The 22,580-nt window shown below is 62.0% G+C and carries 25 protein-coding genes; 17 read left to right on the forward strand and 8 right to left on the reverse strand.

Going from position 1 to position 22,580, the window contains the following annotated elements:
• Positions 1–45 precede the first annotated feature (45 nt).
• The 17 genes from cobA to ACP146_RS05070 all read left to right on the forward strand — a co-directional run bounded on the left by cobA (position 46) and on the right by ACP146_RS05070 (position 14,905).
• A complete protein-coding gene (gene cobA, locus ACP146_RS04990; RefSeq protein ID WP_422365661.1) occupies positions 46–837 on the forward strand; it encodes a uroporphyrinogen-III C-methyltransferase in 792 nt (263 codons plus the stop codon).
• Positions 830–1,156, forward strand: coding sequence for a c-type cytochrome (locus tag ACP146_RS04995; RefSeq protein ID WP_422365662.1), 327 nt, complete (start codon positions 830–832; stop codon positions 1,154–1,156). The genes cobA and ACP146_RS04995 overlap by 8 nt, the downstream gene beginning before the upstream one ends.
• Positions 1,153–2,322: a cytochrome D1 domain-containing protein gene (locus ACP146_RS05000; RefSeq protein ID WP_422365663.1), complete on the forward strand. Its 1,170-nt coding sequence runs from the start codon at positions 1,153–1,155 to the stop codon at positions 2,320–2,322. The genes ACP146_RS04995 and ACP146_RS05000 overlap by 4 nt, the downstream gene beginning before the upstream one ends.
• A gap of 2 nt (positions 2,323–2,324) precedes the next feature.
• On the forward strand, positions 2,325–3,335 hold the full coding sequence (locus ACP146_RS05005; RefSeq protein ID WP_422365664.1) for a hypothetical protein: 1,011 nt from the start codon (positions 2,325–2,327) through the stop codon (positions 3,333–3,335).
• Positions 3,332–3,796, forward strand: coding sequence for an Lrp/AsnC family transcriptional regulator (locus ACP146_RS05010; protein WP_422365665.1), 465 nt, complete (start codon positions 3,332–3,334; stop codon positions 3,794–3,796). The genes ACP146_RS05005 and ACP146_RS05010 overlap by 4 nt, the downstream gene beginning before the upstream one ends.
• On the forward strand, positions 3,793–4,284 hold the full coding sequence (locus ACP146_RS05015; RefSeq protein ID WP_422365666.1) for an Lrp/AsnC family transcriptional regulator: 492 nt from the start codon (positions 3,793–3,795) through the stop codon (positions 4,282–4,284). Before ACP146_RS05010 ends, ACP146_RS05015 begins: the two co-directional genes overlap by 4 nt.
• Positions 4,284–5,492 carry a heme d1 biosynthesis radical SAM protein NirJ gene (nirJ, locus tag ACP146_RS05020; RefSeq protein WP_422365667.1) on the forward strand — a complete coding sequence of 403 codons (1,209 nt, stop codon included), beginning with the start codon at positions 4,284–4,286 and terminating at the stop codon, positions 5,490–5,492. Before ACP146_RS05015 ends, nirJ begins: the two co-directional genes overlap by 1 nt.
• The gene (locus ACP146_RS05025; RefSeq protein WP_422365668.1) at positions 5,467–7,026 is read left to right on the forward strand and encodes a cytochrome D1 domain-containing protein; all 1,560 of its coding nucleotides are present in this window, start codon (positions 5,467–5,469) and stop codon (positions 7,024–7,026) included. Before nirJ ends, ACP146_RS05025 begins: the two co-directional genes overlap by 26 nt.
• Positions 6,983–7,774, forward strand: coding sequence for a sirohydrochlorin chelatase (locus tag ACP146_RS05030; protein ID WP_422365669.1), 792 nt, complete (start codon positions 6,983–6,985; stop codon positions 7,772–7,774). Before ACP146_RS05025 ends, ACP146_RS05030 begins: the two co-directional genes overlap by 44 nt.
• Positions 7,775–7,979: 205 nt before the next feature.
• Positions 7,980–8,459, forward strand: a complete 480-nt coding sequence (locus tag ACP146_RS05035; RefSeq protein ID WP_425032262.1) for a hypothetical protein — start codon at positions 7,980–7,982, stop codon at positions 8,457–8,459.
• Positions 8,460–8,651: 192 nt separating this feature from the next.
• Positions 8,652–9,629: a homocysteine S-methyltransferase family protein gene (locus ACP146_RS05040; protein WP_422365671.1), complete on the forward strand. Its 978-nt coding sequence runs from the start codon at positions 8,652–8,654 to the stop codon at positions 9,627–9,629.
• Positions 9,630–9,633: 4 nt separating this feature from the next.
• A complete protein-coding gene (locus tag ACP146_RS05045; protein ID WP_422365672.1) occupies positions 9,634–10,527 on the forward strand; it encodes an alpha/beta fold hydrolase in 894 nt (297 codons plus the stop codon).
• Positions 10,528–10,596: 69 nt separating this feature from the next.
• Positions 10,597–11,910, forward strand: coding sequence for an O-acetylhomoserine aminocarboxypropyltransferase/cysteine synthase family protein (locus ACP146_RS05050; protein WP_422365673.1), 1,314 nt, complete (start codon positions 10,597–10,599; stop codon positions 11,908–11,910).
• 145 nt (positions 11,911–12,055) lie between these two features.
• Positions 12,056–12,994, forward strand: a complete 939-nt coding sequence (locus ACP146_RS05055) for a dihydrodipicolinate synthase family protein (RefSeq protein WP_422365674.1) — start codon at positions 12,056–12,058, stop codon at positions 12,992–12,994.
• A 139-nt stretch (positions 12,995–13,133) separates the two neighbouring features.
• A complete protein-coding gene (locus ACP146_RS05060; protein ID WP_422365675.1) occupies positions 13,134–13,634 on the forward strand; it encodes a hypothetical protein in 501 nt (166 codons plus the stop codon).
• A 7-nt stretch (positions 13,635–13,641) separates the two neighbouring features.
• Complete coding sequence (locus ACP146_RS05065; protein ID WP_422365676.1) at positions 13,642–14,304, forward strand: aspartate/glutamate racemase family protein; 663 nt, start codon at positions 13,642–13,644, stop codon at positions 14,302–14,304.
• A gap of 112 nt (positions 14,305–14,416) precedes the next feature.
• On the forward strand, positions 14,417–14,905 hold the full coding sequence (locus ACP146_RS05070; RefSeq protein WP_422365677.1) for a YtoQ family protein: 489 nt from the start codon (positions 14,417–14,419) through the stop codon (positions 14,903–14,905).
• A gap of 27 nt (positions 14,906–14,932) precedes the next feature.
• Here ACP146_RS05070 and ACP146_RS05075 read toward each other — a convergent pair whose 3' ends face one another.
• From ACP146_RS05075 to ACP146_RS05110, 8 genes are all read right to left on the reverse strand, one after another.
• Positions 14,933–15,790 (reverse strand): hypothetical protein, encoded by an 858-nt coding sequence (locus ACP146_RS05075; RefSeq protein WP_422365678.1) that lies wholly within the window; start codon positions 15,788–15,790, stop codon positions 14,933–14,935.
• A gap of 12 nt (positions 15,791–15,802) precedes the next feature.
• Entirely contained in the window at positions 15,803–16,660 is an 858-nt protein-coding gene (locus tag ACP146_RS05080) for a hypothetical protein (RefSeq protein ID WP_422365679.1), read from the reverse strand.
• Positions 16,657–17,460, reverse strand: coding sequence for a TIGR04255 family protein (locus ACP146_RS05085; RefSeq protein ID WP_422365680.1), 804 nt, complete (start codon positions 17,458–17,460; stop codon positions 16,657–16,659). The genes ACP146_RS05080 and ACP146_RS05085 overlap by 4 nt, the downstream gene beginning before the upstream one ends.
• A 182-nt stretch (positions 17,461–17,642) precedes the next feature.
• On the reverse strand, positions 17,643–18,569 hold the full coding sequence (locus ACP146_RS05090) for an N-formylglutamate amidohydrolase (RefSeq protein WP_422365681.1): 927 nt from the start codon (positions 18,567–18,569) through the stop codon (positions 17,643–17,645).
• Positions 18,559–19,578, reverse strand: a complete 1,020-nt coding sequence (locus ACP146_RS05095) for an ABC transporter ATP-binding protein (RefSeq protein ID WP_422365682.1) — start codon at positions 19,576–19,578, stop codon at positions 18,559–18,561. The genes ACP146_RS05090 and ACP146_RS05095 overlap by 11 nt, the downstream gene beginning before the upstream one ends.
• Entirely contained in the window at positions 19,575–20,579 is a 1,005-nt protein-coding gene (locus tag ACP146_RS05100; protein ID WP_422365683.1) for an ABC transporter ATP-binding protein, read from the reverse strand. Before ACP146_RS05100 ends, ACP146_RS05095 begins: the two co-directional genes overlap by 4 nt.
• Positions 20,576–21,517, reverse strand: a complete 942-nt coding sequence (locus ACP146_RS05105) for an ABC transporter permease (RefSeq protein WP_422365684.1) — start codon at positions 21,515–21,517, stop codon at positions 20,576–20,578. Before ACP146_RS05105 ends, ACP146_RS05100 begins: the two co-directional genes overlap by 4 nt.
• Positions 21,514–22,494, reverse strand: coding sequence for an ABC transporter permease (locus tag ACP146_RS05110; RefSeq protein ID WP_422365685.1), 981 nt, complete (start codon positions 22,492–22,494; stop codon positions 21,514–21,516). The genes ACP146_RS05105 and ACP146_RS05110 overlap by 4 nt, the downstream gene beginning before the upstream one ends.
• Positions 22,495–22,580: the final 86 nt, after the last annotated feature.

Genomic DNA, 22,580 nt, shown 5'->3' on the forward strand with positions numbered 1-22,580 from the left:
CTTTCCGCCCAACTTCTAGCGCTAAACGTGATCAGGGAGAACGCCATGAGAAAGCCGGGACAGGTATTTCTGGTTGGCGCCGGGCCCGGCGACCCTGAGCTTCTGACACTGAAAGCCCTGCGGATGCTCAAACGCGCCCAGGCGGTCGTCTATGATCGGCTGGTTTCGCCGGAAATCCTGGCGCTGGCGCCGCCTTTGGCGCGCAGGGTCCCGGTCGGCAAGGCACCCAAGGCCCATCCGGTTCCTCAGGAACGCATCAACGAGATCATGGTCGAACTGGCGCTCGACGGACTGACGGTGGTGCGCTTGAAGGGTGGCGACCCTCTGGTCTTCGGGCGCGGTTCCGAAGAGGTTGCGGCCTTGAACGCGGCCGGCATTCCGGTCGAGATCGCCCCCGGCATCACCGCAGCCCAGGGTGTGGCGGCGGCGACAGGGGTGCCGCTGACCCATCGCGGCCTCGCCAACGGCCTGCGTCTGGTCACCGGTCATTGCCGGGACGATCAGCCGCTTGATCTGGATTGGTCGGGCCTTGCCGACCCCGACACCACCCTGGTCGTCTACATGGGGGCCGCAAACATCGCCGAGATTGCCACAAGACTGATCGGCCAGGGCATGCCCGAATCGCTGCCGGTCCTGGCGGTGGCCAGTGGGACGACGCCGCGCGAACGCCGCCTGGTTTCCCGCCTCGACAGGATTGCGGACGAAGCCTCGGCGGCCCAGTACTTCGGACCGGTTCTCTTCGTCATCGGTCGGGTCGTATCGCTCTACCAGAGTTGCCCCGCCGAAGTGCTGGCGATGCTGGCGACCCGGCCTTTGCGGGAAGCCGTCTATGCCTAGCGCACTGAAAATCCCCATGCTGGCGGTTCTGCTGTTGGGCAGCCTACCGGCGGCGGCGGTTGATCTGCCGCCCGGGCGCGCTGCGGAGTTGGAGCGTCTGGTGCTGCAGGACTGCGGGTCCTGTCACGGTCTGACACTCAAGGGCGGGCTCGGGCCCGACATCCGTGCCGCGACGCTGGCGGGCACGCCGCCGGAGAGCCTGGCTCATATCGTTCTCCACGGCGTGCCCGGTACGCCGATGCCGCCTTGGCACCCACTGCTGAGCGAAGCCGAGGCCCAATGGATTGCCGAGTTCCTGTTGAAGGGAGAAGCCCCATGACCCGCTTTGTCGCCGGCGGCCTGCTGTTTGTGACGATCTGCTTTACCGTCTGGTTCAACACAGTTCTGGCCGATACGGCCCTGCGCGCCACCGGCGACCTGGGCGTGGTGATTGAGCGCGGCTCCGGCTCCCTGCTGATCGTCGATCAATCCGAGCACGCCGCAATCGGCCGCGTCAAAGGCCTGGGCGATCTTTCTCATGCATCGGTGGTCTTTTCACCGGATCAGCGCTTTGCCTTTGTCTTCGGACGCGACGGCGGGCTCAGCAAGGTCGACCTTCTGACCCAGACGATCGCGGCCCGGGTTCTGCAGGCGGGGAATGCGATCGGCGGGGCGATCTCCGACGACGGCGCGTTGGTGGCGGTCTCCAATTATGAACCGGGCGGCGTCAGGGTTTTTGATGCCGGCACAATGGAAATGGTGGCGGACATTTCGACCGGGTCCAAGACCATTGGGCTGGTGGATGCCCCCGGGCGCCTCTTCGTCTTCACCCTCTGGGATGCAGGCGAAACCTGGATTGCGGATTTCTCGGGCGACCAACCTCAGATCACCCGGATCGAAGGCATCGGCAAGAATCCTTACGACGCGCTGATCACTGCCGATGGGCGTCATTACATCGCCGGGCTCTTCGGTGAGGACGGTTTGACGGCGCTGGATCTCTGGCAGTCGCCGCCGATCCCCAAGCGCATCCTCGCGGGCTACGGGCGCGGCCAAGAACCCCTGCCGGTCTATAAGATGCCGCACCTGGAGGGCTGGGCGCTCGCCGGCGACCGCTTTGTTCTGCCCGCCGTCGGCCATCATGAGGTGCTCTGGATCGATGCACGCAGCCTGGAAGAGGCTGGCCGCACCAAAACCCATGGCCAGCCGGTCTTCGCCGTCGCCCGGCCCGACGGGCGCCAGGTCTGGGTGAACTTCGCCCACCCCTTGAACGACACGGTTCAGGTGATCGATACGCCCTCGGGCGAGGTGATCCACACTTTGCAGCCGGGCCCCGCCGTGCTGCACATGGAATTCACGCCGCGCGGCCACGAAGTCTGGGTCTCGGTGCGCGATGCCGGCCGGATCGATATCTACGACACCCAAAACTTTGAGAAGCTGGGGGAGATCGCCGCCGAGACCCCCTCCGGCATATTCTTCACCGCGCGTGCCCACCGGACGGGACTCTAGCCATGAGCCCGGTCCTTGATCCTATCGACCACGCCCTGCTGGACGGCTGGCAACGCGGTTTTCCCCTGGTGCCGCGTCCCTTTGAGGTGATCGGTCAACAGTTGGACCTTGCCGAAGAGGAGGTTCTCGACCGTCTGCGCCGACTTTCCATGGCCGGGGCGATCAGCCGTATCGGGGCAACCTGCCGGCCCAACACCGCAGGGGCCAGCACGCTGGCCGCCGTGGCGGTGCCGGATTTACAGATCGACGACGTGGCCGCGACTATCGGCGCAGAGCCGGGCGTGAACCATTCCTATCTCCGCGAGAACAAGTGGAACATCTGGTTCGTGGCCACCGGCCCCGACCGGGCCCATGTCGACGCGACCCTGGACCGCATCAGACGGCACACCGGGCTGGAGGTCCTCGACCTGCCGCTGCTGCGTCCTTTCAACGTCAATCTTGGGTTCTCGCTGGACGGAACGGGCCGGCTGCCGACAACGCGCAAATCCGTGGATGCCGGGGTCCTGCTGCCCGAAGACCGGCCGATCATGCAGGCGCTCTCCAATGGCTTGCCGTTGGTTTCGCGCCCCTATGCGGAGCTCAGCGCCGCGCTGGAGCGCCCGGAATCTGAAATTCTGTCGCGCATCGCCGCTCTTTCGGCGGCCGGAATTCTATCGCGGATCGGCGTCATCGTGCGCCACCGGGCACTCGGCTGGCGCTCCAACGCCATGGTGGTCTGGGAGCTGCCGGAGGAAGACATCGATCGCGTCGGCCCCGCTCTAACCGCGGTGCGCGGCGTCACTCTCTGTTATCAGCGCCGCCCGGTGCTGGGCGTCTGGCCCTACACGCTCTATTGCATGATCCACGCGCGCAGCCGCGCCGAAGCCATGGAAGTGCTGGACCGTGCCTGTGCCGAGGTGGGCTTGTCCGAAGTTCCCCATCAGGTGCTCTTCAGTATCCGTTGTTTCAAGCAGACCGGCGCCCTCGTCAGCTCGTCGAACGGGGGTGCCTCGTCCAGTGGAGCCGCCGCATGAGAAGACAGCCGCTCAAACTTGATGCGACAGACCGGCAGATCATCAATCTGCTGCAGGAAGGCTTCCCGCTTTCTTCGAGGCCTTATGCCGAGGCGGCCAAGCGTCTCGGCCTCAGTGAGAATGGGCTCATCGCCCGGCTCGGGATGTTGCGCGAGATAGGTGCCATTACCCGTTTCGGGCCTTTTTTCGACGCGGCGGCCATGGGGGGCGCTTTTTGTCTTTGCGCGATGGCCGTGCCGGGCGCCGAATTCGATGCGGTCGCGGCCAAGGTCAATGCCCATGCTGAAGTCGCGCATAACTATGAGCGTGCGCACGTCTTGAACATGTGGTTCGTGCTGGCGACCGAGACGCCGGGGGAAATCGAAGCAGCCGCCTGTGCCATCGAAGCGGATACCGGGCTTGCCGTCTTTCGGTTTCCGAAAGAGGAAGAGTTCTTCATCGGCTTCAGGGTGGTGGCATGAGCATATCGGCCAACGACCGCCGGATCATCGAGGCAACCCAGTCGGGTCTGCCCCTGACTCCCGCACCTTATGCGGAGATCGCCGCGAGTCTTGGCCTTGAAGAGGGCGAGGTGATCGGCCGTCTGGCGGCGCTGCAGGCGCGCGGAGTCGTTCGACGGATCGGCGTCGCACCCAATCATTATGCCCTGGGCATGGTTGCAAACGGGATGACGGTCTGGGACGTGGCGGACGCCGAGGCGAGCCGCCTTGGAGCAGCCGTTGGTGCCCTGGATTATGTGTCTCATTGCTATCTGCGGCCGCGCGCCCTGCCGCTCTGGCCCTACAACCTCTTCGCCATGGTCCATGGCGCCGACCGAGACGAGGTTGAGGAAAAGCGCGCCGGGATCGCAGCGCTGCTCGGCGATGCCTGTCGCGACAGCGATGTTCTCTACTCGATAAGGATTTTGAAGAAGACCGGTTTGCGGTTGACCCGGAAAGGAGGGCGCTGATGTTTCGCCTGTCCCATTACATGCGCCAGCTCGTTGCGCCGACGCCTCTGCGTCCGAAGCGTCATCCCGTTAAGCCGGTGGTGATCTGGAATTTGACGCGGCGCTGCAACCTGCGGTGCCGGCATTGTTACTCCGTCTCCGCCGACCGGGATTTTCCGGGAGAGCTGAGCCATGAACAGGCGATGGCGGTGCTGGAAGACCTCGGAAGCTTCAACATTCCGGCCCTGATTCTTTCGGGGGGAGAGCCGCTCGACCGGGCCGATCTGTTTCAGATTGCCGCGCGGGCTCGGGAAATGGGCATGTATCTGGCATTGTCGAGCAACGGGACAAAGATCATCGGTGAGCAGGCAGACCGCGTGGCCGAGATCGGTTTCGACTATGTCGGCATCAGCCTGGACGGCATCGGCAAAACCAACGACTGGTTCCGTGGCCGCGAGGGGGCGTTCGATCAGGGGCTTGCGGGGGTCCGCGCCTGCAAGAAGCGCGGCATCAAGGTCGGTCTCCGCTTCACCCTTACGCAGGATAACGCCCACCAACTGCGCGACCTGCTGGCTCTGGCCGATGACGAGGGCGTCGACAAGTTCTATCTGTCCCACCTGGTCTATGCCGGGCGCGGAGACAAGCACCGGGGCGCTGATGCCAGCTGGCATCGCTCACGGCACGCCATGGATGTTCTGATCGATCGGGCCTGGATCGCGGAAGCCGAGGACATGCCGATCGATATCGTCACCGGCAACAACGATGCCGATGCCGTCTACTTTCTGCGTTGGGTGGAGGAGAACTTCTCGGCCGACAAAGTCGCGCATCTGCGCAGGCACTTGGCGGCCTGGGGCGGTAATGCCTCCGGTGTCGGTGTCGCCAACATCGACCCGCAGGGCCGTGTGCATCCGGACACCTACTGGTCGGACTACACCATCGGCAGCGTGAAGGAGCGTAAGTTCTCCGAGCTCTGGACCGGCCGGGACCCGATGCTGGCCCAGCTTCGCCGCCGGCCGCGTCCGCTGAAGGGGCGCTGCGGTGCCTGCATCTACAAGGATGTCTGCGGCGGGAACACCCGTATCCGCGCCCTGCAACTGACCGGCGACCCCTGGGCCGAGGATCCGGCCTGTTACATGAGCGATTCCGAGATCGGTGTCGCAAGCGGTGATCGCCTGACGGTGACCCCTTTCCTGGGAAAAAGCCATGATCCGCTTCATCGCTTTCTCTAGCGCGTTGATTTTCTTCGCAGGTCTGGGGGCGGCGGACCCGGTGCCGCCCGCGGAAGAGCTTTACCGCGAACACTGTGCCGCCTGTCACGGCATTGACCGCCTGGGCGGGACGGGGCCGGCCCTGATCCCGGAAACCCTGAAGCGGTTGCGCGGGCCGAAACTTGCAACGGTGATCGGCAAGGGCCGGGCGGCGACCCAGATGCCGGCCTTTGGGGAGACGCTGGGCGCAGAAGAAATCGCCGCGATCATCGATTACGTGAAGGTGCCGCTGAGCGAAACCCCCGCCTGGGGCCCTGAACAGATCGCGGAGAGCCGCACCGTCGACCCGGACTATCAGCCTGTTGCGGCGCCGGTCTTCGATGCCGATCCCATGAACGTTTTCCTGGTGGTCGAAACCGGCGATCACCACGTCTCCGTGCTCGATGGCGACCGCTTCACCGTCATGGATCGCTTCCCGACACCTTTTGCCGTGCATGGCGGGCCGAAATTCACGCCCGAGGGGCGCTTCGTTTTCATCATGTCGCGTGACGGCTGGGTGCAGAAGTACGATCTCTGGAGTCTGGCCGAGGTCGGGCGGATCCGGGCCGGGCTGAACAGCCGCAACATCGCGATCTCCAAAAACGGCCGGTACCTGGCGGTCGCCAATTACCTGCCTCGGACGCTGACCATCCTCTCGACCGATGACCTCTCGGTCGAACGGGTCTTCGACGTCGCGGCAAATGACGGCGCGGCCTCGCGCGTGTCAGCCGTTTATCAGGCACCTCAGCGCGACAGCTTCATACTGGCGCTGAAAGACGCGCCGGAGATCTGGGAGATCGCCACCGATCCGGAGGCCGAGCCGGTCTACGAGGGCAAGGTTCACAGTTATGAGAAGGGCATGGTCGAAGCTCTGCCGTCTTCCGAAGGCCTCTTTGCCCTGCGGCGGATCGAGGTCAGCGAGCCGATCGATGACTTTTTCTTTACGCCCGACTACCGGCATCTGATCGGTGCTTCGCGCGACGGTGCGCGGGGCGTGGTGGTCAATCTGCATGTCGGCCGCGAGATCGCCGATCTGCCCCTGCCGGGGCTGCCGCACCTTGGCTCGGGCATCTCCTGGTTCAACCAAGGACGCCGGGTGATGGCGACGCCGCACCTGAAGGAGGCGCGGTTGTCAGTCATCGACATCGAGGACTGGCAGGTGGTGGAAACCATCGAGACTCTGGGTCCGGGCTTTTTCCTCCGCAGCCACGAGAATGCCGATCACGTCTGGGCCGACGTTTTCTTCGGTCCCAATCGGGACGCGGTCCATGTCATTGACAAGGAGTCGCTGGAAATCGTGAAGACGCTCCGCCCCGTCCCCGGCGCCACCGTTGCCCACGTCGAGTTCGATCGCAGCGGCCGCCATGCCTTGGTCAGTGTCTGGGAGGAGGAGGGGGCGGTAATCGTCTACGACGCCGCCACACTGGAGGAAGTAAACCGCCTGCCGATGCGCAAGCCTTCAGGAAAGTACAATGTCTGGAACAAGATTACTTTCTCGGACGGCACCAGCCACTGAAGGCGCACCGGCGCCCCTTGCCGGTGCCTGTCCTTCGGCGGTGATCGTCTCGCACGGCTCCCCTTCGGCGCCGGAGGGGCCGGAGGCGGCGGTGCAAGGCCTGGCGCGTCGGGTGGCCGACCGGCTGCCGGGTTGGAAGATCCGTGGTGCGACCCTTGCCGCCGAGGGCAGGTTGGCGACGGCGTTGGACGGCCTCTCCGACGGGCAGCCGCTGATCTATCCGTTTTTCATGGCCGATGGCTGGTTTGTTCGCAGCAAGCTACCGCAGCGGCTCCGCGAGATCCGGGAGGGCGAATATCAGGTGTTGCCGCCTCTCGGTCTCGATCCGGTGCTGCCGGCAGTCTGTCTTGAAGAACTGCACCGGGCAGCCCGGCGTGAAGGCTGGCCGCTGCGGGAAACAAGGGTGCTGCTGGCCGCCCATGGATCGCCGACCGACGCAAGGCCTCGGAAAGCCGCCGAAAGGCTTGCGGAATCGATCAAGGCGGCCGGCCTGTTTCGAGATGTTCACCTCGGCTTCATCGACGAACAGCCGTTTCTTGCCGAGGCAGCGCGGATCGAAGGGCCGGCGCTTTGTCTGCCGCTTTTTGCCGGTCGCGCCGGCCATGTCGAGATCGACCTGCCGCAGGCTCTGGCCAGTGCCGCCTTTTCCGGCCCGTTGCTCGATCCCATCGGCCTGCGGCCGGGAACCGCGCAAGTCGTTGCCGCTGCGCTGATGCGCAGCCGAATGTCCGGGCTGGACATGGGCTGACCGGCTTTTCTCGACCAGTATTCCTTGTCAAAGGACGGTAAGGCGACCGCCAGAGCCCAACCGTTGGATCTTGCCTTTGCTTTGCGTTGGATGGGCGTTGCCTGGGAATTCTCTCCTTGGGCGGCGTTTTGCCTTTCATGAAATCTTTACCATCGGGCATCACATTCCAGTATGCAAAGCAACTCCAGATTGATTTAGAATGCCCTTGAAACAGATCAGTGTATTGGACCTGCCGAAGGCCCATCCCGTGGCGGTTTTCGCCGCCTTCTGGACCTTGGCGGCCAACGGCAGGACGGCGCTGCCCTGGTCTGTCTTCGATCCGGCTGAGCACAAGGATGTTCTGCCCTGGGTGCTGCTGCTGAAGCGCGACACCGCTGCAGATCCGGCGCTGGCGCGGTCCTGGTGTTACGCAATCTGCGGTACGGGTTGTACCGAGCTTTTCGGCCAGACATACCAGGATAAAGTCTTCGGCGAGAACCTCTCGACCCAGGCGGTGGCCGAGCGTCAGGCAGAGATTGCTCAGGTGATGGCCGGTTCCGGCCCATTGTTCTCCCACACGCCCCTGCCCTGTGAAGGCCGTGAGTTCGTTCGCGTGTTCCGCGGCGTATTCGCCTTTACCGACGATGACGGCGACATCGACCGCTTGCTCTTCGTCGTGGCCCGCGAGGATGAGCGGTTAACCTAGGCGCATCCCAAGGTCGGCAAGGCCTCAAACAACCGCAAACGTAGAGCACCACCGGGTTCCGCGCGTGTTTCACCTAGGCGGCGGTTCTTTTCCTTTGTTTCAAATGCGCGAAATCATCGGGAAATAGACAAGTCTTAGCCTCCCGCACCATTGCAGGTCTGAACCTGCGGTTTATGGATTTGGGAAGGCACTATGACAGAGACTCAAACCCCGCGCTCCGCGAAGTACCGTGGTCAACTGCCACAGTTGGGGGGCGGCTTGTTCCTGACCGACGGCGGCATCGAAACGACGCTGATTTTCCACGACGGTTTTGAGCTGCCTTACTTCGCCGCCTTCGACCTGATGAACAAACGCGAGGGCCGCGATGCCCTGCGCCGCTACTTCACCCGCCATGCCGGCATCGCCAAGGCGAACGGCCTCGGCTTCGTTTTTGAAAGCCCGACCTGGCGCGCGTCAATAGATTGGGGCGCCAAGCTCGGCTATTCCGAGTCCGACATGGCTCAGGTGAACAAGGACTCCATCACTTTCCTGGCGGCTCTGCGCGACGAGATGGAGACCGCAGCCACATCCATGGTGATCAGCGGCTGTGTGGGCCCCCGCGGCGACGGCTACGACCCGGGCGAGATGATGACCGCGCTGGAGGCGGAAGCCTATCACCGCAAGCAGGTCGCCGCCTTCGCCGAGAGCGAAGCGGATATGGTGACGGCCATCACCATGACATACGTCGAGGAGGCGATCGGGTTGACCCGCGCGGCCCAGGCCGAGGGGATGCCGGTGGTGATCTCTTTCACTGTGGAGACCGACGGACGCCTGCCTTCCGGGCAGAGCCTTCACGAAGCGATCGAGGCAGTGGATGCGGCGACCCAGAACGGTCCTGCCTACTTCATGATCAACTGCGCTCATCCTTCCCACTTCGAGGACAGCCTGAGCGCAGGAGAATCCTGGGTGAAGCGGATCAAGGGCCTGCGCGCCAACGCCTCACGTCTCAGCCATGCCGAGTTGGACGAGGCGGAGGAATTGGACGACGGCAATCCGCAGGAACTGGGCCAGCAGTATCGCGGCCTGCGCGACCTTATGGCGCAGATGACGGTGCTGGGTGGCTGCTGCGGCACCGACCATCGCCATATCGAGGCGATCTGCCACGCCTGCAAGACCGAGCAGGCGGCCTAGATCGATGACGCCGGAGGAGCGCAGTTGGGCATTTTTGGGACGGGAACGCAGCCGCTTTCCGGTCATGGCCCTGCACAGTTCCGCATCCTCCGGCGGGCAGTGGAAAGCTCTAACGCGGAACTTGGGCTGGGAGCGCCCGGTGCTTACCCCGGACCTGCCCGGCTACGGCAAAGCCAGCGAGTCGGCTCCGCTGATGACGGCAGCGGACTTGGCCCGGGAGGCCGAGTGGCTCTTGCGAAATGCCGGTTTGCCGGCCGGGCCGTTTCACCTCGTGGGCCACTCCTACGGCGGCGCGGTCGCAATGAAGCTGGCACTCTTGGCGCCGCGGCGGGTGCGCAGTCTCACGCTTATTGAGCCGGTGCTGTTTCATCTGCTCTCGCCGGCGGTGGTTCCGGCGATGTGGGATTGCGAGAGACGGCTCCACCGCGACATAGTCGGCCTGCGCGACCGGATTCGCGGCGCCGTTGCCGCCGGCTGGCCGGGTCATGGCATGGCGGCTTTCGTCGACTTCTGGTCGGGCGAGGATACCTGGCGGAGGCTGGATCCGGCAAAGCGTCGGTTCCTGGCCTTGCAGGCAAAATCGGTATTGCGCAATTTCGAGGCCGCCTTTGCTGAGAACTGGAGCATCGACGACGTCGGGCGCCTGAACCTGCCCCTTCAGATTGTTTTCGGCGATGCCTCTCCGCCCGTGACGCGGCGGCTCTGTGACCTCCTGGTCGAGGCTGCGGGCAAGGGGAATCACCGGGTTACGACGACGCGGATTTTCGGTGGTGGCCACATGGCGCCGATCACGCATGCCGCGGCGGTCAATACGGCAATCGTTCATCATTTGGAGGTGGCGGAGGGGCACTGGCAGCGGCCCGCCAGCTTTGCTTCCTGTCATCCGATGGTGGCCTGAGTTCAGAGCAATTCGATTTCAAACCGAGATTTTCGACGACAGTTTACGACAGAAGAGGATTCATAGAGGATGACGAGCAGTAACCCGGAAACCCTGGCGCTTCATGCCGGCTATCGTGCCGATCCGACCACCAACGCGGTGGCGGTGCCGATCTACCAGACGACGGCCTATCAGTTCGAGGATTCGGCCCATGCCGCACGGCTCTTCGAATTGTCGGAGATGGGCAACGTCTATACCCGCTTGATGAATCCGACCAACGATGCTTTCGAACAGCGCATTGCCGCGGTAGAAGGCGGGGTTGCGGCCCTGGCCGTCAGCTCCGGCCAGGCGGCGACAACCATGTCGGTTCTCAACATCGCTCAGGCGGGTGACAACATCGTCTCCTCCACGGACCTCTACGGCGGCACCTGGAACCTTTTCGCCAACACCTTGAAATCCTTGGGAATCGAGGTGCGCTTTGTCGATCCATCGGATCCGGAGAACTTCAGCCGCGCCACCGATGCCAGGACCCGGGCCTACTATGCCGAGACCCTGCCCAATCCGAAGCTGCAGGTCTTCCCGATCCGCGAGGTCGCCGACCTGGCGGAGGCGTTCGGACTGCCGCTCATCATGGACAATACGGCCTCCCCGATCATCTGCCGGCCTTTCGACCACGGTGCTCACATCGTCGTGCATTCCTGCACCAAGTACATCGGCGGCCACGGCAATTCCATCGGCGGTGTGATCATCGACGGCGGCGCCTTCGACTGGGTGAAGCACTCTGAGCGCTTCCCCTTGCTGAACCAGCCGGACCCGAGCTATCACGGTGCGGTTTGGACAGAAGCGACCAAGGAACTCGGCCCCGTCGCCTACATCGTGAAGGCACGCTGCACCCTGCAGCGCGACTTCGGCATGTCGCTCAGCCCCTTCAATACCTTCAACTTCATTCAGGGCCTTGAGACTCTTCCACTGCGCATGCGCGAGCATTGCCGCAATGCGCAGGCGGTGGCCGACTATCTTGCAAAGGATGCGCGGGTGGCGAAGGTGATCTATCCCGGCATGAGCGCGGATGACCGCAGTGAACGGACCGAGAAATACCTTCCGGAAGCCAAGGGCGGTCTGGTCGGTTTCGAGATCAAGGACGCAACGGAAGAGACCGGCGCCCTTTTCATCGACTCGCTGCAGATGATCTACCACGTTGCCAATATCGGCGACACACGGACCCTGGCGATCCATCCGGCCAGCACCACCCACCAGCAACTGAAACCGGAAGAACGCCTCGCCACCGGGGTGACGCCGGGTTATCTGCGTCTTTCCGTCGGTATCGAACACATCGACGACATCCTGGCCGATCTCGACCAGGCCTTGACCGCAGCCGTCAACGGCACCGCGCGGGCTGCCTGACTGCGGGTGCCTTTCCGCTCTCTCCAGACTTAAAGGGCGGCCCTCTGCGGAGGGCCGCCTCTTTTCTTTTCCGTAGCCGGTCTTGACGTTGCCGGTCTGCTCCTCAATCCTGCTGCCGGAACCATGGCAGCAGGAGGGGGCGATTGTGCGCATTTCAGAAGAAACGAGGGGCGTTTATATCATTGCCGCCACACCGTTTACCGCGGACGGGGCCTTGGATTTGGCGAGCACCGACAGCCTGATGGACTTCTATCTCGCCGCCGGGGTTCACGGTATGACCATTCTCGGCATCATGGGCGAGGCGCCGAAACTGACCCAGGAAGAATCGGTCGACTTTCTTTCCAGGGTGATGGCGCGGGTCGACGGCCGGGTGCCGGTTATCGTCGGGGTCAGCAATCCCGGGCTCGACAATCTGGCACGCCTTGCCCACACGGCGATGGACAGGGGCGCCGCCGGGGTCATGGTGGCGCCCCTGCCGGGCCTCAATACCGAGGCCAAGTTGTTGAGTTATTACGGTCAGGTCTGTGCGGTGCTGGGCCCGGATGTGCCGCTGGTCTATCAGGACTATCCGCAGACCACCGGTGTGCCTGTTTCCGTCGACAGCCTCAACACACTGATCGACCGCCACCCGCAGATGGTGATGCTGAAGCACGAGGATTCGCCCGGCCTCGCCAAGATCACCGGGCTGCGCAAGAGCGCGGCGGCGGACGGGCGGCGGCGCATTTCGATTCTTGTCGGCAACGGCGGGCTGCATTATCCGCAGGAACTGGCGCGCGGCGTCGACGGCGCCATGACCGGCTTCGCCTGTCCGGAAATGCTGGTGCGGGTTTATGACCTCTTTACCGACGGTAAAGTCGACGCTGCTGAGGACCTCTTCGATGCCTACCTGCCCCTGGTGCGTCACGAATTGCAGCCGGGCCTCGGCCTTGCCATTCGCAAGGAGGTGCTGAAGCGGCGCGGCGCCATCGCCTCATCGAAGGTTCGTGCCCCCGGGCCGAGCCTCTCGCCGGAGGATCAGGCGGAATTGGGCCGTCTTATTGACAGGGTCGAGGCGCGCCTGTCGACCCTGGGTCTGGCGGCCTGAGACGCCGAATTGGAGTAAGCTGGAAGCTGACATCATAGGGTTTTGCCGGGAAGGGCTGGACCCGGTGCGGTCCTTTGGGGCAGAAGGGTCTTGGGAGAGACATAAAGAGGGGTGGTGGGTCCGATGAAGGAGCTTTGCCATGGCAAAGAAACAGGTCTTTCGCCTGCTGATGATTCCCATCCTGATGGTGACGGCCGGGCTGTCCTATTACTTCTATGAGCGCAGCAGGGAGACGCCTGCTCTCAGCGGCGCGGGGCCGGGTTCCGCCGTGGTCTATCCCGAACCGCGCCTGGTCGGTCTCATTTCGCTCTTGTCTGCGGAAAAACCCCGCCTCGTCTTCTCCGATCTGGTGAACGTGTCTTGGGACTATGTCTGCTTCGTATCGCCCTACTATGATGTTGCGCGAGACCCGAAGCTTGCTGGTGTTTCAATCCCCTGGGTCGACAACGACTCTCTTCAGACCATTGTCTTGGTCGAGGAAGGCAAGCATGAACTCTACAAGGTCAGCCGCGGCCGTGTGGTCGCTTTTGAGCTGGCAGGGCTTGACGAGGGCGAGGCTTGTTATGATTCTACCGCCGTGGTGATCGAGCATGTTGAGGGCGAGAGGCCGATGAAGCTTCGGGTCGTACCACGGGAGTGATCAAGCCATGAGCCGCCGTATCGTGATTATCAATCCCAACTCGACAGAGGCCGTTACCCAGGGCATCAGCGCGGCGGTAGATCCGCTGCGGAGTGCCGACGGCCCAAAGATCGACTGCGTGACCTTGGAAGAGGGACCGCCGGGGATCGAGACGGCAGAACACATCCGCGATGTCGTGCCGCCGTTGCTCGCGCGGCTAAGGCATGAGGATGCGGAGGTTTCGGTGATCGCCTGCTTCAGCGATCCCGGCCTGAAGGCGGCACGGGAACAGAGTGCAAAGCCGGTGTTCGGCATCGGGGAGAGCGCCTTTAATCAAGCGCTTGGGGTCGGCCGGCGCTTCGGTATCGTCGCCATCCTGGAGGCTTCGACGATCCGCCATCGCCGCTACGTCGCCGAGCTTGGACTGGCAGGGTCTTTCGCCGAAAGCCGGCCTCTCGACCTCGGTGTGTTGGAATTGCAGGACCGCGACAGGACTTTCGGGCGGATGCTGGAGGTGGGCCGCAAGCTGCGCGACTCAGACGGGGCCGACGTTCTGGTCCTCGGCTGCGCCGGGATGACCGGTTATCCCGCCGAGCTTTCAGCCGCCCTCGGCCTGCCGGTGATCGAACCCTGCCAGGCCGCAGCAACGGAGGCCCTTGCGGCCCTTGCGGCAGATCCGGTGACACCCTGATCAAAGCTCACTAAAGCGCCCGCAGCGAAGGCCGGGGCTGCATGTACCCGTCAGGCTGTGGTAGATATTGTATCCGAGAGTTCAAACCCGGCGGCAGCAAGGATCAGCGAAAATGAGCGAACGGCTTTGGAAAGTCTATCTTTCCGGTGAGATTCACAGCGACTGGCGCGAGCAGATCGCCCAGGGCGTGGCCGAGGCCGGTCTGCCGGTGCGTCTCGACGCCCCGATTACCGTGCATGAGGACAGTGACGACTGCGCGGCGGTAATCCTGGGTGAGGAAGATCAGCCGTTCTGGCGCGACCAGAAGGGCTCCCGCATGAACGCCATCCGCACCCGCACCCTGATCGGCGAAGCAGACGTGGTGGTCGTGCGTTTCGGCGACAAGTACAAGCAGTGGAACGCCGCTTTCGATGCCGGCACCGCGGCGGCTCTTGGCAAAGCGCTCATCACCCTGCATGACCCGGCGCTGACCCATGCCTTGAAAGAAGTCGATGGGGCGGCGTTGGCGGTCTGCGAGACACCGCAGCAGGTGGTCCAGACCCTGGCCTACGTCATTCGCGGCGAACTGCCCGGCCGTAGTGGCAGCCTGGCGGCGGAGTAGGAGGGATAGAAATAGGGACTGCCCTGCTTAGTAAGACAGAATTTCGAAGTCGAGCGGTTGGGATTCGTAGATCATTTGGGCTTCGAACCCTCGAGCGTCATCCACAAACTCGAATGGTTTGTTCTTCTCGTAGCCTTCGGGCAAAACGACCTTACTTAGCTGCTCATGAATCTCTGTCCTCACCTGCTCTGCTGATACAAGCATCCTCGATTGGTCTTGTAGGACTATGAATACAGCCAAAGTCTTGTGTGGAGCATCCCAGCGTGGGGCAGCGCGAACCCGAATCTCTCGAATTGATCTATAGATGTTTGCCAGAGGTGAGTTTGGGTTTGAGTGCTTGGAGCGAACATGCTTGTGGAATTTCTGGAAAGCTTTGGCAAAGTCATCTGGGAATGCAAATCGGCCAAATTTCCGCTCAACGGCCTTGCCAAACCTAATCCTTGATTGTTCTTCATTGAAGCCGCGGTGCCGAGTCCAACCTAACAGTAGCCGCTTGCTGATACACATTGTGCAGCCTAGGTCGGCTGCTACCAGCTCCTCTGTATGGTGCTCAATTCTAGCAAACTTTGCACTTGCACCTCGCTGCATGTCACCCAGCGCTGAAGGGTCCAGTTTGACAAGAGGACTCGCAGTGACATAACTGCGATCAGGATCATTGTTTGGGTTGATGACTATGTCGCAGGTTTGCGAAATCAGCACTAGCCCTATAACTTGCCGATCATTGACATGTGACATTTCGATGGCGGTGTAGGGCAGATCTGAACCCCCTTCGGGAGGCTCGAAGAAGGTGAAGCCATCTATGTCATCAACATAGTCGCCCTGTCTCCACTCATTGAGACCTGAAAACTCATCACTTTCATCTTGGCTGTCCGACAGGGCAGTCAAACTTCAGTAACCTTATCTTCGTTGGATAGGAACCCGTCGCTGCCTATTAGGTTTCAGGGCAGACTGATCTGGAGAATTTGAGAGCTGTTCCTTTTCCTTGGTTGCTTCGCCAAGCCTATCGCGGAGTTGCAATGGACCATGTGCGTCGATCCATTCCTGATCGACAACAGTTTTTGGGTATTTAGGCCGTCCCTCGCCCTTGCCACCAAAACGCCGTGCCTCATTGTGTTGGCCCGCAGCAACCAATTCGAAGATCGTTTTTCCTTCGGGAGTTGAGGAGAAAAGCATATCGCGATTGGAGTGAACCATTCCACGATCTAGAAATCGAAAAGTGGCTAGAACCTCTGCGACGTTCCTTTCGTTCTTTTTACTTATTACTTTGCCAGATGCCCAATTGTGAAGAGATCTCCTCCTGACGTTTAGGAGTAGAGAGAGTTCGTCCCACGTCAGGCCAGCTATGCGGCGTAGTTCAGTAAGCTTAAGATGTACCTTTGAACAGGTTTCGGTACCTGAATACAGGCGTTCATCTGGCTCATCTTTACTAGCAAGCTCGGTGTGAATTAAGGACTGGAACGCCGCAACAAGTTCCGTTGGCAACTCCTCAACCATCTTCTCGAGGAACTCACGCGTGATGATTTCAGAGTCTGATGACGTTTGAGTAGCTGTGTTGACCAAGAAGTACACATTCTGCCAATTGTCGCTAATGACGGCGTCAGACCGGTCAGTCACAAACCCTCTCACGCTCCGGGGGCTGATATGAATTGGTAAAAGATAGGACTCGGCCGCATTTGCGTTTGAAGTCCCTTTGTCATGCCATGTAAGTGATTGACTGGTTGGTGTGGCTGGACTTAGGAGCGCGGCGCTAGTCATACCTTTCCTCCGTAAGTCCGAATAAACTCATCGCGGACAGCCCAACGAAAAAATGCGTAGGCTCTCCCTGCAAGGGCAAAGGCGATTTCTTTAACATTTTCCCCATCGAAAGGAGTTTGTTGATCGGGGAACTCTCGATATGCATCAAGGTCCAACATCCATGATTTATCTGGTACCGCAGGCATCATGATTGCGTCGTGTGTCGTATTCTCTTGCATCAATCCCCAACGTACCAAGAGCCGACCTTCTTCGACTTCGCAAAGAGTTTCATTCAAGCTACGGACTAAGTGGGGCTTTAGTTCTGAAGTAGAGAACCCAACAAGCTCCCGTCGAACTAAGTCATGCAATCTGCTAAGTGGCTCTTCCTTAATGTGATCAACATAACGAACACCGATCCGGGTAACTCTGCTAGGTTGGAAAACATCAGATACTACCTTAAGAAGTTTACCAAGGCGATTATTAAAATCCTGGCGAGATTCATATGCTTTAGTCTCCAAGCTCATGAAGTCAGTCGCGATCGATACGCGCCAGTTCATTTCATCATTCTCAAAGCGCCAAATGGGTACGATTTTAGGCTGCGGCATAGGTCCGCTTACTTGCAATGATACGTTGTGCTCTTCCTTCGCTATTGGGAACTCATCGCTAATTTCATTGTGAAAATCTGCGATAAAGCTTTGATCTGCAGCCGCGAATACATGGGTAAAGCGAATTTGTGCGAGCACTGTCGTAAGTGGCGCGTCCGGTAAGGGAATCTGACTGGGTACAGGACCGAATAAGGGATTAACTTGATTCCCATCCATACCATTTAGCTCCTCATTCGAATCACAAGTTGTAACAGTATGTGAAGTAGAATGTGAAATAAACCTTGACAAGATGGAAAGCCATTGGTTTTCCACACATTAACCAATTACAATCTTTGGAACATCAAAACTCACAATATAGTATGAGTAATTTTGGGGCGTCAGATGTTTGTTTTCGAGGGCTAGCAATCCTCATTAGACAGATCGTCTCGACACGGCTTCAGGTCCCCAGTCTCTCGCGTCCAGGCCACGATCTCGGCGACCAGCCGGCGCAAGTCGGCACGCAGAGGCTCGAAGCCCTCGGTGGCGGTGACCGTCGCCTCATCCATGTAGAGGGCGCGCTTCATTTCGATCTGAAGGGAGCGGCGGTTTTCCGCCGGCCGGCCGTGCAGCCGGATCAGCTCGGCACCCTTGTAGGGGTCGTTGATCGCCACGCTGTATCCGAAGCTGCGTAGACGCTCTGCCACAAAGGCAGTGAAGGCCGGCTCGCAACTCTTGCCCTCCAGGTCGCCCAGCACCATGTCGGCCCGCTCGGCGCCGGGGCCGTCCGGTGTGATGGCGGTGCCAGTCGACTTCATAGAGTGAACGTTCAGATGCCAAACGGCGCCGTGGCGTCGATGAACCTGATCCAGCTCTTCCTGCAAGGCACGACGATAGGGTTTCCAACACCGTTCGATGCGGGCCTGCAGGGCGGCGACGGAGAGGGGCGCATCGAGCAGCGGTTTGCCGTCGCCGGTCTTGGCGCGGAAGAGGCCGATGCCGAGCGCCGTCTTGGGGCCGGGGTTGAGGGCCTCCGGCCAGGGGCCGTCCAGCAGTGCCGGATCGATATCGTCGAGGCGGCGGTTCGGGTCGATGTAGGCGCGGGGAAAACGGGCGGCCAGCAGGCTGGCTCCTTCCGCCGGGGCATCGCCGAACAGGCTGTCGACCTGCCAGTCCTCGGCGCCGCGCAGCACCGTCTCGGGAACGGCGGTGCGAAAGTCCTCGGGATAGATGCGGCCGGAATGAGGGGAGTCGATGAGCAGCGGTGTCGGCTTGGCCGCTTCGAAGAAATCGAAAGCGTTCTCGTCGAAAGGCGGCAGGAGGTCCGGTTTTGCCGTCTCAGCCGTCATTGAGGTGACAGGCCGACCAGCGGCCAGGTGCGATCTCCTTCAGGGCGGGGCGTTCGGCGGCGCAGCGTTTGGTCGCAAAGGGACAGCGCGGATGGAAGTGGCAGCCCGTCGGGGGTTCGAGCGGTGAGGGGATTTCGCCCTTCACCGGCTGATAGGCTCGCTTGCGCAGATCGATGCGCGGCACCTCGGAGAGCAGGGCCTGGGTATAGGGGTGGTTGGGCTGGTCGAAGAGTTCGTCGGTGGGCGAGACCTCGACCACACGCCCGAGATACATGATGACGATGCGGTCGGAGATATGCTCGACCACAGAGAGGTCGTGGCTGATGAAGAGATAGGTGAGGTCGAGGTCTTCGCGCAGGTCCATGAACAGATTGATCACCTGGGCCTGGATCGAGACGTCGAGCGCCGCAATCGCTTCGTCACAGACCAGGAAGCGCGGCTTCACCGCCAGGGCGCGGGCGATGCCGATGCGTTGGCGCTGGCCGCCGGAAAACTGATGCGGATAGCGGCGCCGGAAGTCCGCGTCCAGGCCGACCCGCTGCATCACCTCGGCGACGTAGTCGTCCATGTCCTTGGCGCTGACCATGCCATGCACCTTCGGCGCCTCGCCGATGATGTCCAGAACCCGCATGCGCGGATCAAGCGAGGCGAAGGGGTCTTGGAAGATCATCTGCACCGCCAGGGCGGTCTCCTTGGAAACCGGCTTGCCGTCGCGCCAGATCGGCCGGCCGTCGAAGGTAAGGTTGCCGTCGCTCGGCGGCAGGATGCCGGCGACCATGCGCCCGAAGGTCGACTTGCCGCAGCCGGACTCGCCGACCAGGCCCAGCACTTCGCCTTCGTCGATGGTCAGACTGACGCCGTCCACCGCATGAACGGTTTCCTCACGGATCGAGGAGCCGAGACGCTGAGCGATCTTGCCCGCAAGGTCGAGGCGTTTGACGAAGCGCTTGCTCACCCCTTCAGCGGAAAGGATGGGCGCTTTCTCGGTCTTCAGGGCCGCCTCGCTCATGCCGCCGTCCCATCGGTTGCCTGTGCGATCATTGGTCTGACGCAGCGCACCAGGCGCCCGTCGTCGATGCGGCTCTGGGGCGGTTCGACGTCGCAGGCGCTGTCGGCGTGCGGGCAGCGGCTGCGGAAGGCGCAGCCGTCCGGCAGGTTCAGCATCGACGGCGTCATCCCGGGAATCTGGAACAGCCGCCGGCCGCGCTGGTTACGCCCGGGGACCGAACCGATTAGCCCGGCGGTATAGGGATGGGCCGGTGCATCGAGCACCCGCTCGACCGGCCCTTGCTCGACGATGCGCCCGGCATACATGACCGAGATCTGGTCGGCCAGGCCGGCGACGACGGCCAGATCGTGGGTGATCCAGATCATCGCCGTCCCGGTGTCGCGGCAGAGGTTCTGCGCCTCGTAAAGGATCTGCCCCTGGATGGTGACGTCCAGCGCCGTGGTCGGTTCGTCGGCGATGATCAGTTCCGGCTCGTTCAAGAAGGCGATGGCGATGGCCACGCGCTGACGCATGCCGCCGGAGAATTGGTGCGGATAGGAAACCAGGCGTTCGTCCGGCGCGGCGATGCCGACCTTCACCAGGGCTTCCCGGGAAATCTCCAGCGCCCGCTCGCGCGAGACATCGCGGTGGGCGACGACCGCCTCGACCATCTGCGTGTCGATGCGCAGCACCGGGTTCAGGGTCATCATCGGGTCCTGGAAGATCATGGCGATCTTGGAGCCGCGCAGCTTGCGCAGTTCCTCTTCGCGCAGCTTCGCCAGGTCTTGGCCCTGAAAGAGGATTTCACCCTCGACGATGCGGCCGGGCGCGTCGACCAGCCCGAGAACGGAAAAGCCGGTGATCGACTTGCCGCTGCCGGATTCCCCGACCAGTCCCATGACTTCCCCCGGCGCGACGTCGAAGGAGATTCCATTGACCGCCTTCACCACGCCCTCGCGGGTGAAAAAGTGAGTCTTCAGGCCGCGCACCGAAAGCGTCGGCTCGGCACCGCCGCCTGTCATCGCTTCAGCCTCGGGTTCAGGACGTCGCGCAACTGGTCGCCAACCAGGTTGATGGCGATGATGGTGACCAGCAGGGCGATACCGGGAAAGAAGGAAACCCAGTACTTGCCGGAGAGCATGTAGCCGTAACCGTTGGCGATCAGCAGGCCGAGGGAGGGCTCGGTGATCGGCACGCCGACCCCCAGGAAACTCAGCGTTGCCTCCAGGGCGATGGCGTTGGCCACCTGCACCGTGGCCACCACGATCAACGGCGGCAGGCAGTTGGGCAGCAGGTGGTTGAAGACGATGCGCCGGTGAGACAGCGCCAGACAGGTGGCGGCTTCGATGTATTCCTTGCGGCGTTCCACCAGAGCGGTGCCGCGGACGGTGCGCGCGTAGTAGGCCCACTGGATCGCAACAAGGGCGATGATCACCTTGTCGACGCCCTTGCCGAGAGCAGCCAGCAGGATCAGTGCGATCAGAATGGTCGGGAAAGAGAGCTGCAGGTCGACGATGCGCATGATGATGGTGTCGACCTTGCCGCCGAAGTAGGCGGCCAGCACGCCCAGCGACATGCCGATGCCAAGGGCGATGGCCACGCTGATGGCGCCGACCCCCAGGCTCATGCGCAGGCCGAAGATGATGGCGGAGAGCATGTCGCGGCCCTGCTCGTCGGTGCCGAGCCAGAAGGTCCGGGCGCCGTCGAAGGTGGTGCCGCCGGGCGGCAGCATGCCGTCCATGATGTCGAGCTGCGCCAGATCGTAAGGGTTTTGCGGCGTGATGAAGTTGGCGAAGATCGCCAGCAAGGCCAAGATCACGACCAGCAGCAGAGAAGCCACGGCAATCCAGCTGTCGGCGAATTCGGCGGCGAAGCGGGCAGCGGGTGTGCCGCGCCAGCGGCCGGGGCGCAGAACCTCGGCCTCGGCAAGGACGCCGGTGGGTTTGGCGGCTTCGCTCATGCCTTTGCCTCCGAAAGACGCACCCGCGGATCGAGCAGGCAGTAAAGCATGTCGACCACCAGGTTGATGACGATGAACATGAAGACCGTCAGCATCAGGTAGGCGACGACGACGGGGCGGTCGAGGGCCTGGATCGAATCGATCAGCAGTTTGCCCATGCCGGGCCAGGCGAAGACCGTCTCGGTCACCACGGCAAAGGCGATCATGCTGCCGAGTTCGAGGCCCAGGATGGTGACCACGGGGATCATGATGTTCTTGGCGATGTGCACCAGCACGATGCGGCGCTCCGAGAGCCCTTTGGCGCGTGCAAACTTCACATAGTCCTGCAGCGCTGCTTCGCGGGTTCCCGCGCGCGCCAGGCGAATTACGAGAGAGGTCTTGAAGAGCGCCAGGTTGATCGCCGGCAGCAGCATGTGCGAGAGGCCGTCGGCGGTCAGGAAGGAAACCGGGACGCCCAGCAGGTCGACGGTCTCCCCGCGGCCGCCGGAGGGCAGAAAGCCGCGCAGAATGACCGAGAACACGAAGATCAGCATCATTCCCTGCCAGAAGTTCGGCAGGCTGAAGCCCATGATCGAGCCGGTCATGATGGCCTTGCCGGCAACCGAGTTCGGCCTGAGCCCGGCGATCATGCCCAGCGGTACGCCCAGGAACACGGCGAAGACAAGCGCGAGGAAGGCCAGTTCCAGGGTTGCCGGCAACTTGGAAAGGATCAGTTCGGCCGCCGGCGTGGCATAGACGAAGCTGTTGCCGAGATCGCCCTGCAAGGCATTGGAGACGAAGATGAAGAACTGTTCCCAGAGCGGCTTGTCGAGGCCGAGGCGCGCAATGGCAGCCTCCATTTCGGCCTGATCCGCGTCGGGCGAGATCATCATGTCGATCGGGCTGCCGATCGCATAGACGCCGATGAAGACCAGTACCGCCATGGCGGCGATGACGAGACAGCTCTGACCCAGACGGCGGAGGAAATAGACCAGCATCGGCGAAGCCTTGTGCTGACGTTGCCGGATGGTTTGTTCAGGCGCCGGCCCGGGTCAGCTCTCGTGAGTACGATCCGCAAAGGGCG

The organism is Pelagibius sp., assembly GCF_965249265.1.
In the GTDB taxonomy this organism is placed as follows: Bacteria; Pseudomonadota; Alphaproteobacteria; order Kiloniellales; family Kiloniellaceae; genus Pelagibius.

What these genes read in the sequence shown, in the direction of transcription:
- ACP146_RS05040 (WP_422365671.1), top strand. Translation starts at nt 8,652, where the DNA reads ATGACAGAGACTCAAACCCCGCGCTCCGCGAAGTACCGTGGTCAACTG.
- ACP146_RS05095 (WP_422365682.1), bottom strand. Translation starts at nt 19,578, where the DNA reads ATGAGCGAGGCGGCCCTGAAGACCGAGAAAGCGCCCATCCTTTCCGCT.
- ACP146_RS05080 (WP_422365679.1), bottom strand. Translation starts at nt 16,660, where the DNA reads ATGACTAGCGCCGCGCTCCTAAGTCCAGCCACACCAACCAGTCAATCA.
- ACP146_RS05100 (WP_422365683.1), bottom strand. Translation starts at nt 20,579, where the DNA reads ATGACAGGCGGCGGTGCCGAGCCGACGCTTTCGGTGCGCGGCCTGAAG.
- ACP146_RS05015 (WP_422365666.1), top strand. Translation starts at nt 3,793, where the DNA reads ATGAGCATATCGGCCAACGACCGCCGGATCATCGAGGCAACCCAGTCG.
- ACP146_RS05070 (WP_422365677.1), top strand. Translation starts at nt 14,417, where the DNA reads ATGAGCGAACGGCTTTGGAAAGTCTATCTTTCCGGTGAGATTCACAGC.
- ACP146_RS05005 (WP_422365664.1), top strand. Translation starts at nt 2,325, where the DNA reads ATGAGCCCGGTCCTTGATCCTATCGACCACGCCCTGCTGGACGGCTGG.
- ACP146_RS05065 (WP_422365676.1), top strand. Translation starts at nt 13,642, where the DNA reads ATGAGCCGCCGTATCGTGATTATCAATCCCAACTCGACAGAGGCCGTT.
- ACP146_RS05105 (WP_422365684.1), bottom strand. Translation starts at nt 21,517, where the DNA reads ATGAGCGAAGCCGCCAAACCCACCGGCGTCCTTGCCGAGGCCGAGGTT.
- ACP146_RS05110 (WP_422365685.1), bottom strand. Translation starts at nt 22,494, where the DNA reads ATGCTGGTCTATTTCCTCCGCCGTCTGGGTCAGAGCTGTCTCGTCATC.
- ACP146_RS05060 (WP_422365675.1), top strand. Translation starts at nt 13,134, where the DNA reads ATGGCAAAGAAACAGGTCTTTCGCCTGCTGATGATTCCCATCCTGATG.
- ACP146_RS05090 (WP_422365681.1), bottom strand. Translation starts at nt 18,569, where the DNA reads ATGACGGCTGAGACGGCAAAACCGGACCTCCTGCCGCCTTTCGACGAG.
- ACP146_RS05085 (WP_422365680.1), bottom strand. Translation starts at nt 17,460, where the DNA reads ATGGATGGGAATCAAGTTAATCCCTTATTCGGTCCTGTACCCAGTCAG.
- nirJ (WP_422365667.1), top strand. Translation starts at nt 4,284, where the DNA reads ATGTTTCGCCTGTCCCATTACATGCGCCAGCTCGTTGCGCCGACGCCT.
- ACP146_RS05010 (WP_422365665.1), top strand. Translation starts at nt 3,332, where the DNA reads ATGAGAAGACAGCCGCTCAAACTTGATGCGACAGACCGGCAGATCATC.
- ACP146_RS05025 (WP_422365668.1), top strand. Translation starts at nt 5,467, where the DNA reads ATGATCCGCTTCATCGCTTTCTCTAGCGCGTTGATTTTCTTCGCAGGT.
- cobA (WP_422365661.1), top strand. Translation starts at nt 46, where the DNA reads ATGAGAAAGCCGGGACAGGTATTTCTGGTTGGCGCCGGGCCCGGCGAC.
- ACP146_RS05045 (WP_422365672.1), top strand. Translation starts at nt 9,634, where the DNA reads ATGACGCCGGAGGAGCGCAGTTGGGCATTTTTGGGACGGGAACGCAGC.
- ACP146_RS05050 (WP_422365673.1), top strand. Translation starts at nt 10,597, where the DNA reads ATGACGAGCAGTAACCCGGAAACCCTGGCGCTTCATGCCGGCTATCGT.
- ACP146_RS05000 (WP_422365663.1), top strand. Translation starts at nt 1,153, where the DNA reads ATGACCCGCTTTGTCGCCGGCGGCCTGCTGTTTGTGACGATCTGCTTT.
- ACP146_RS04995 (WP_422365662.1), top strand. Translation starts at nt 830, where the DNA reads ATGCCTAGCGCACTGAAAATCCCCATGCTGGCGGTTCTGCTGTTGGGC.
- ACP146_RS05030 (WP_422365669.1), top strand. Translation starts at nt 6,983, where the DNA reads ATGTCTGGAACAAGATTACTTTCTCGGACGGCACCAGCCACTGAAGGC.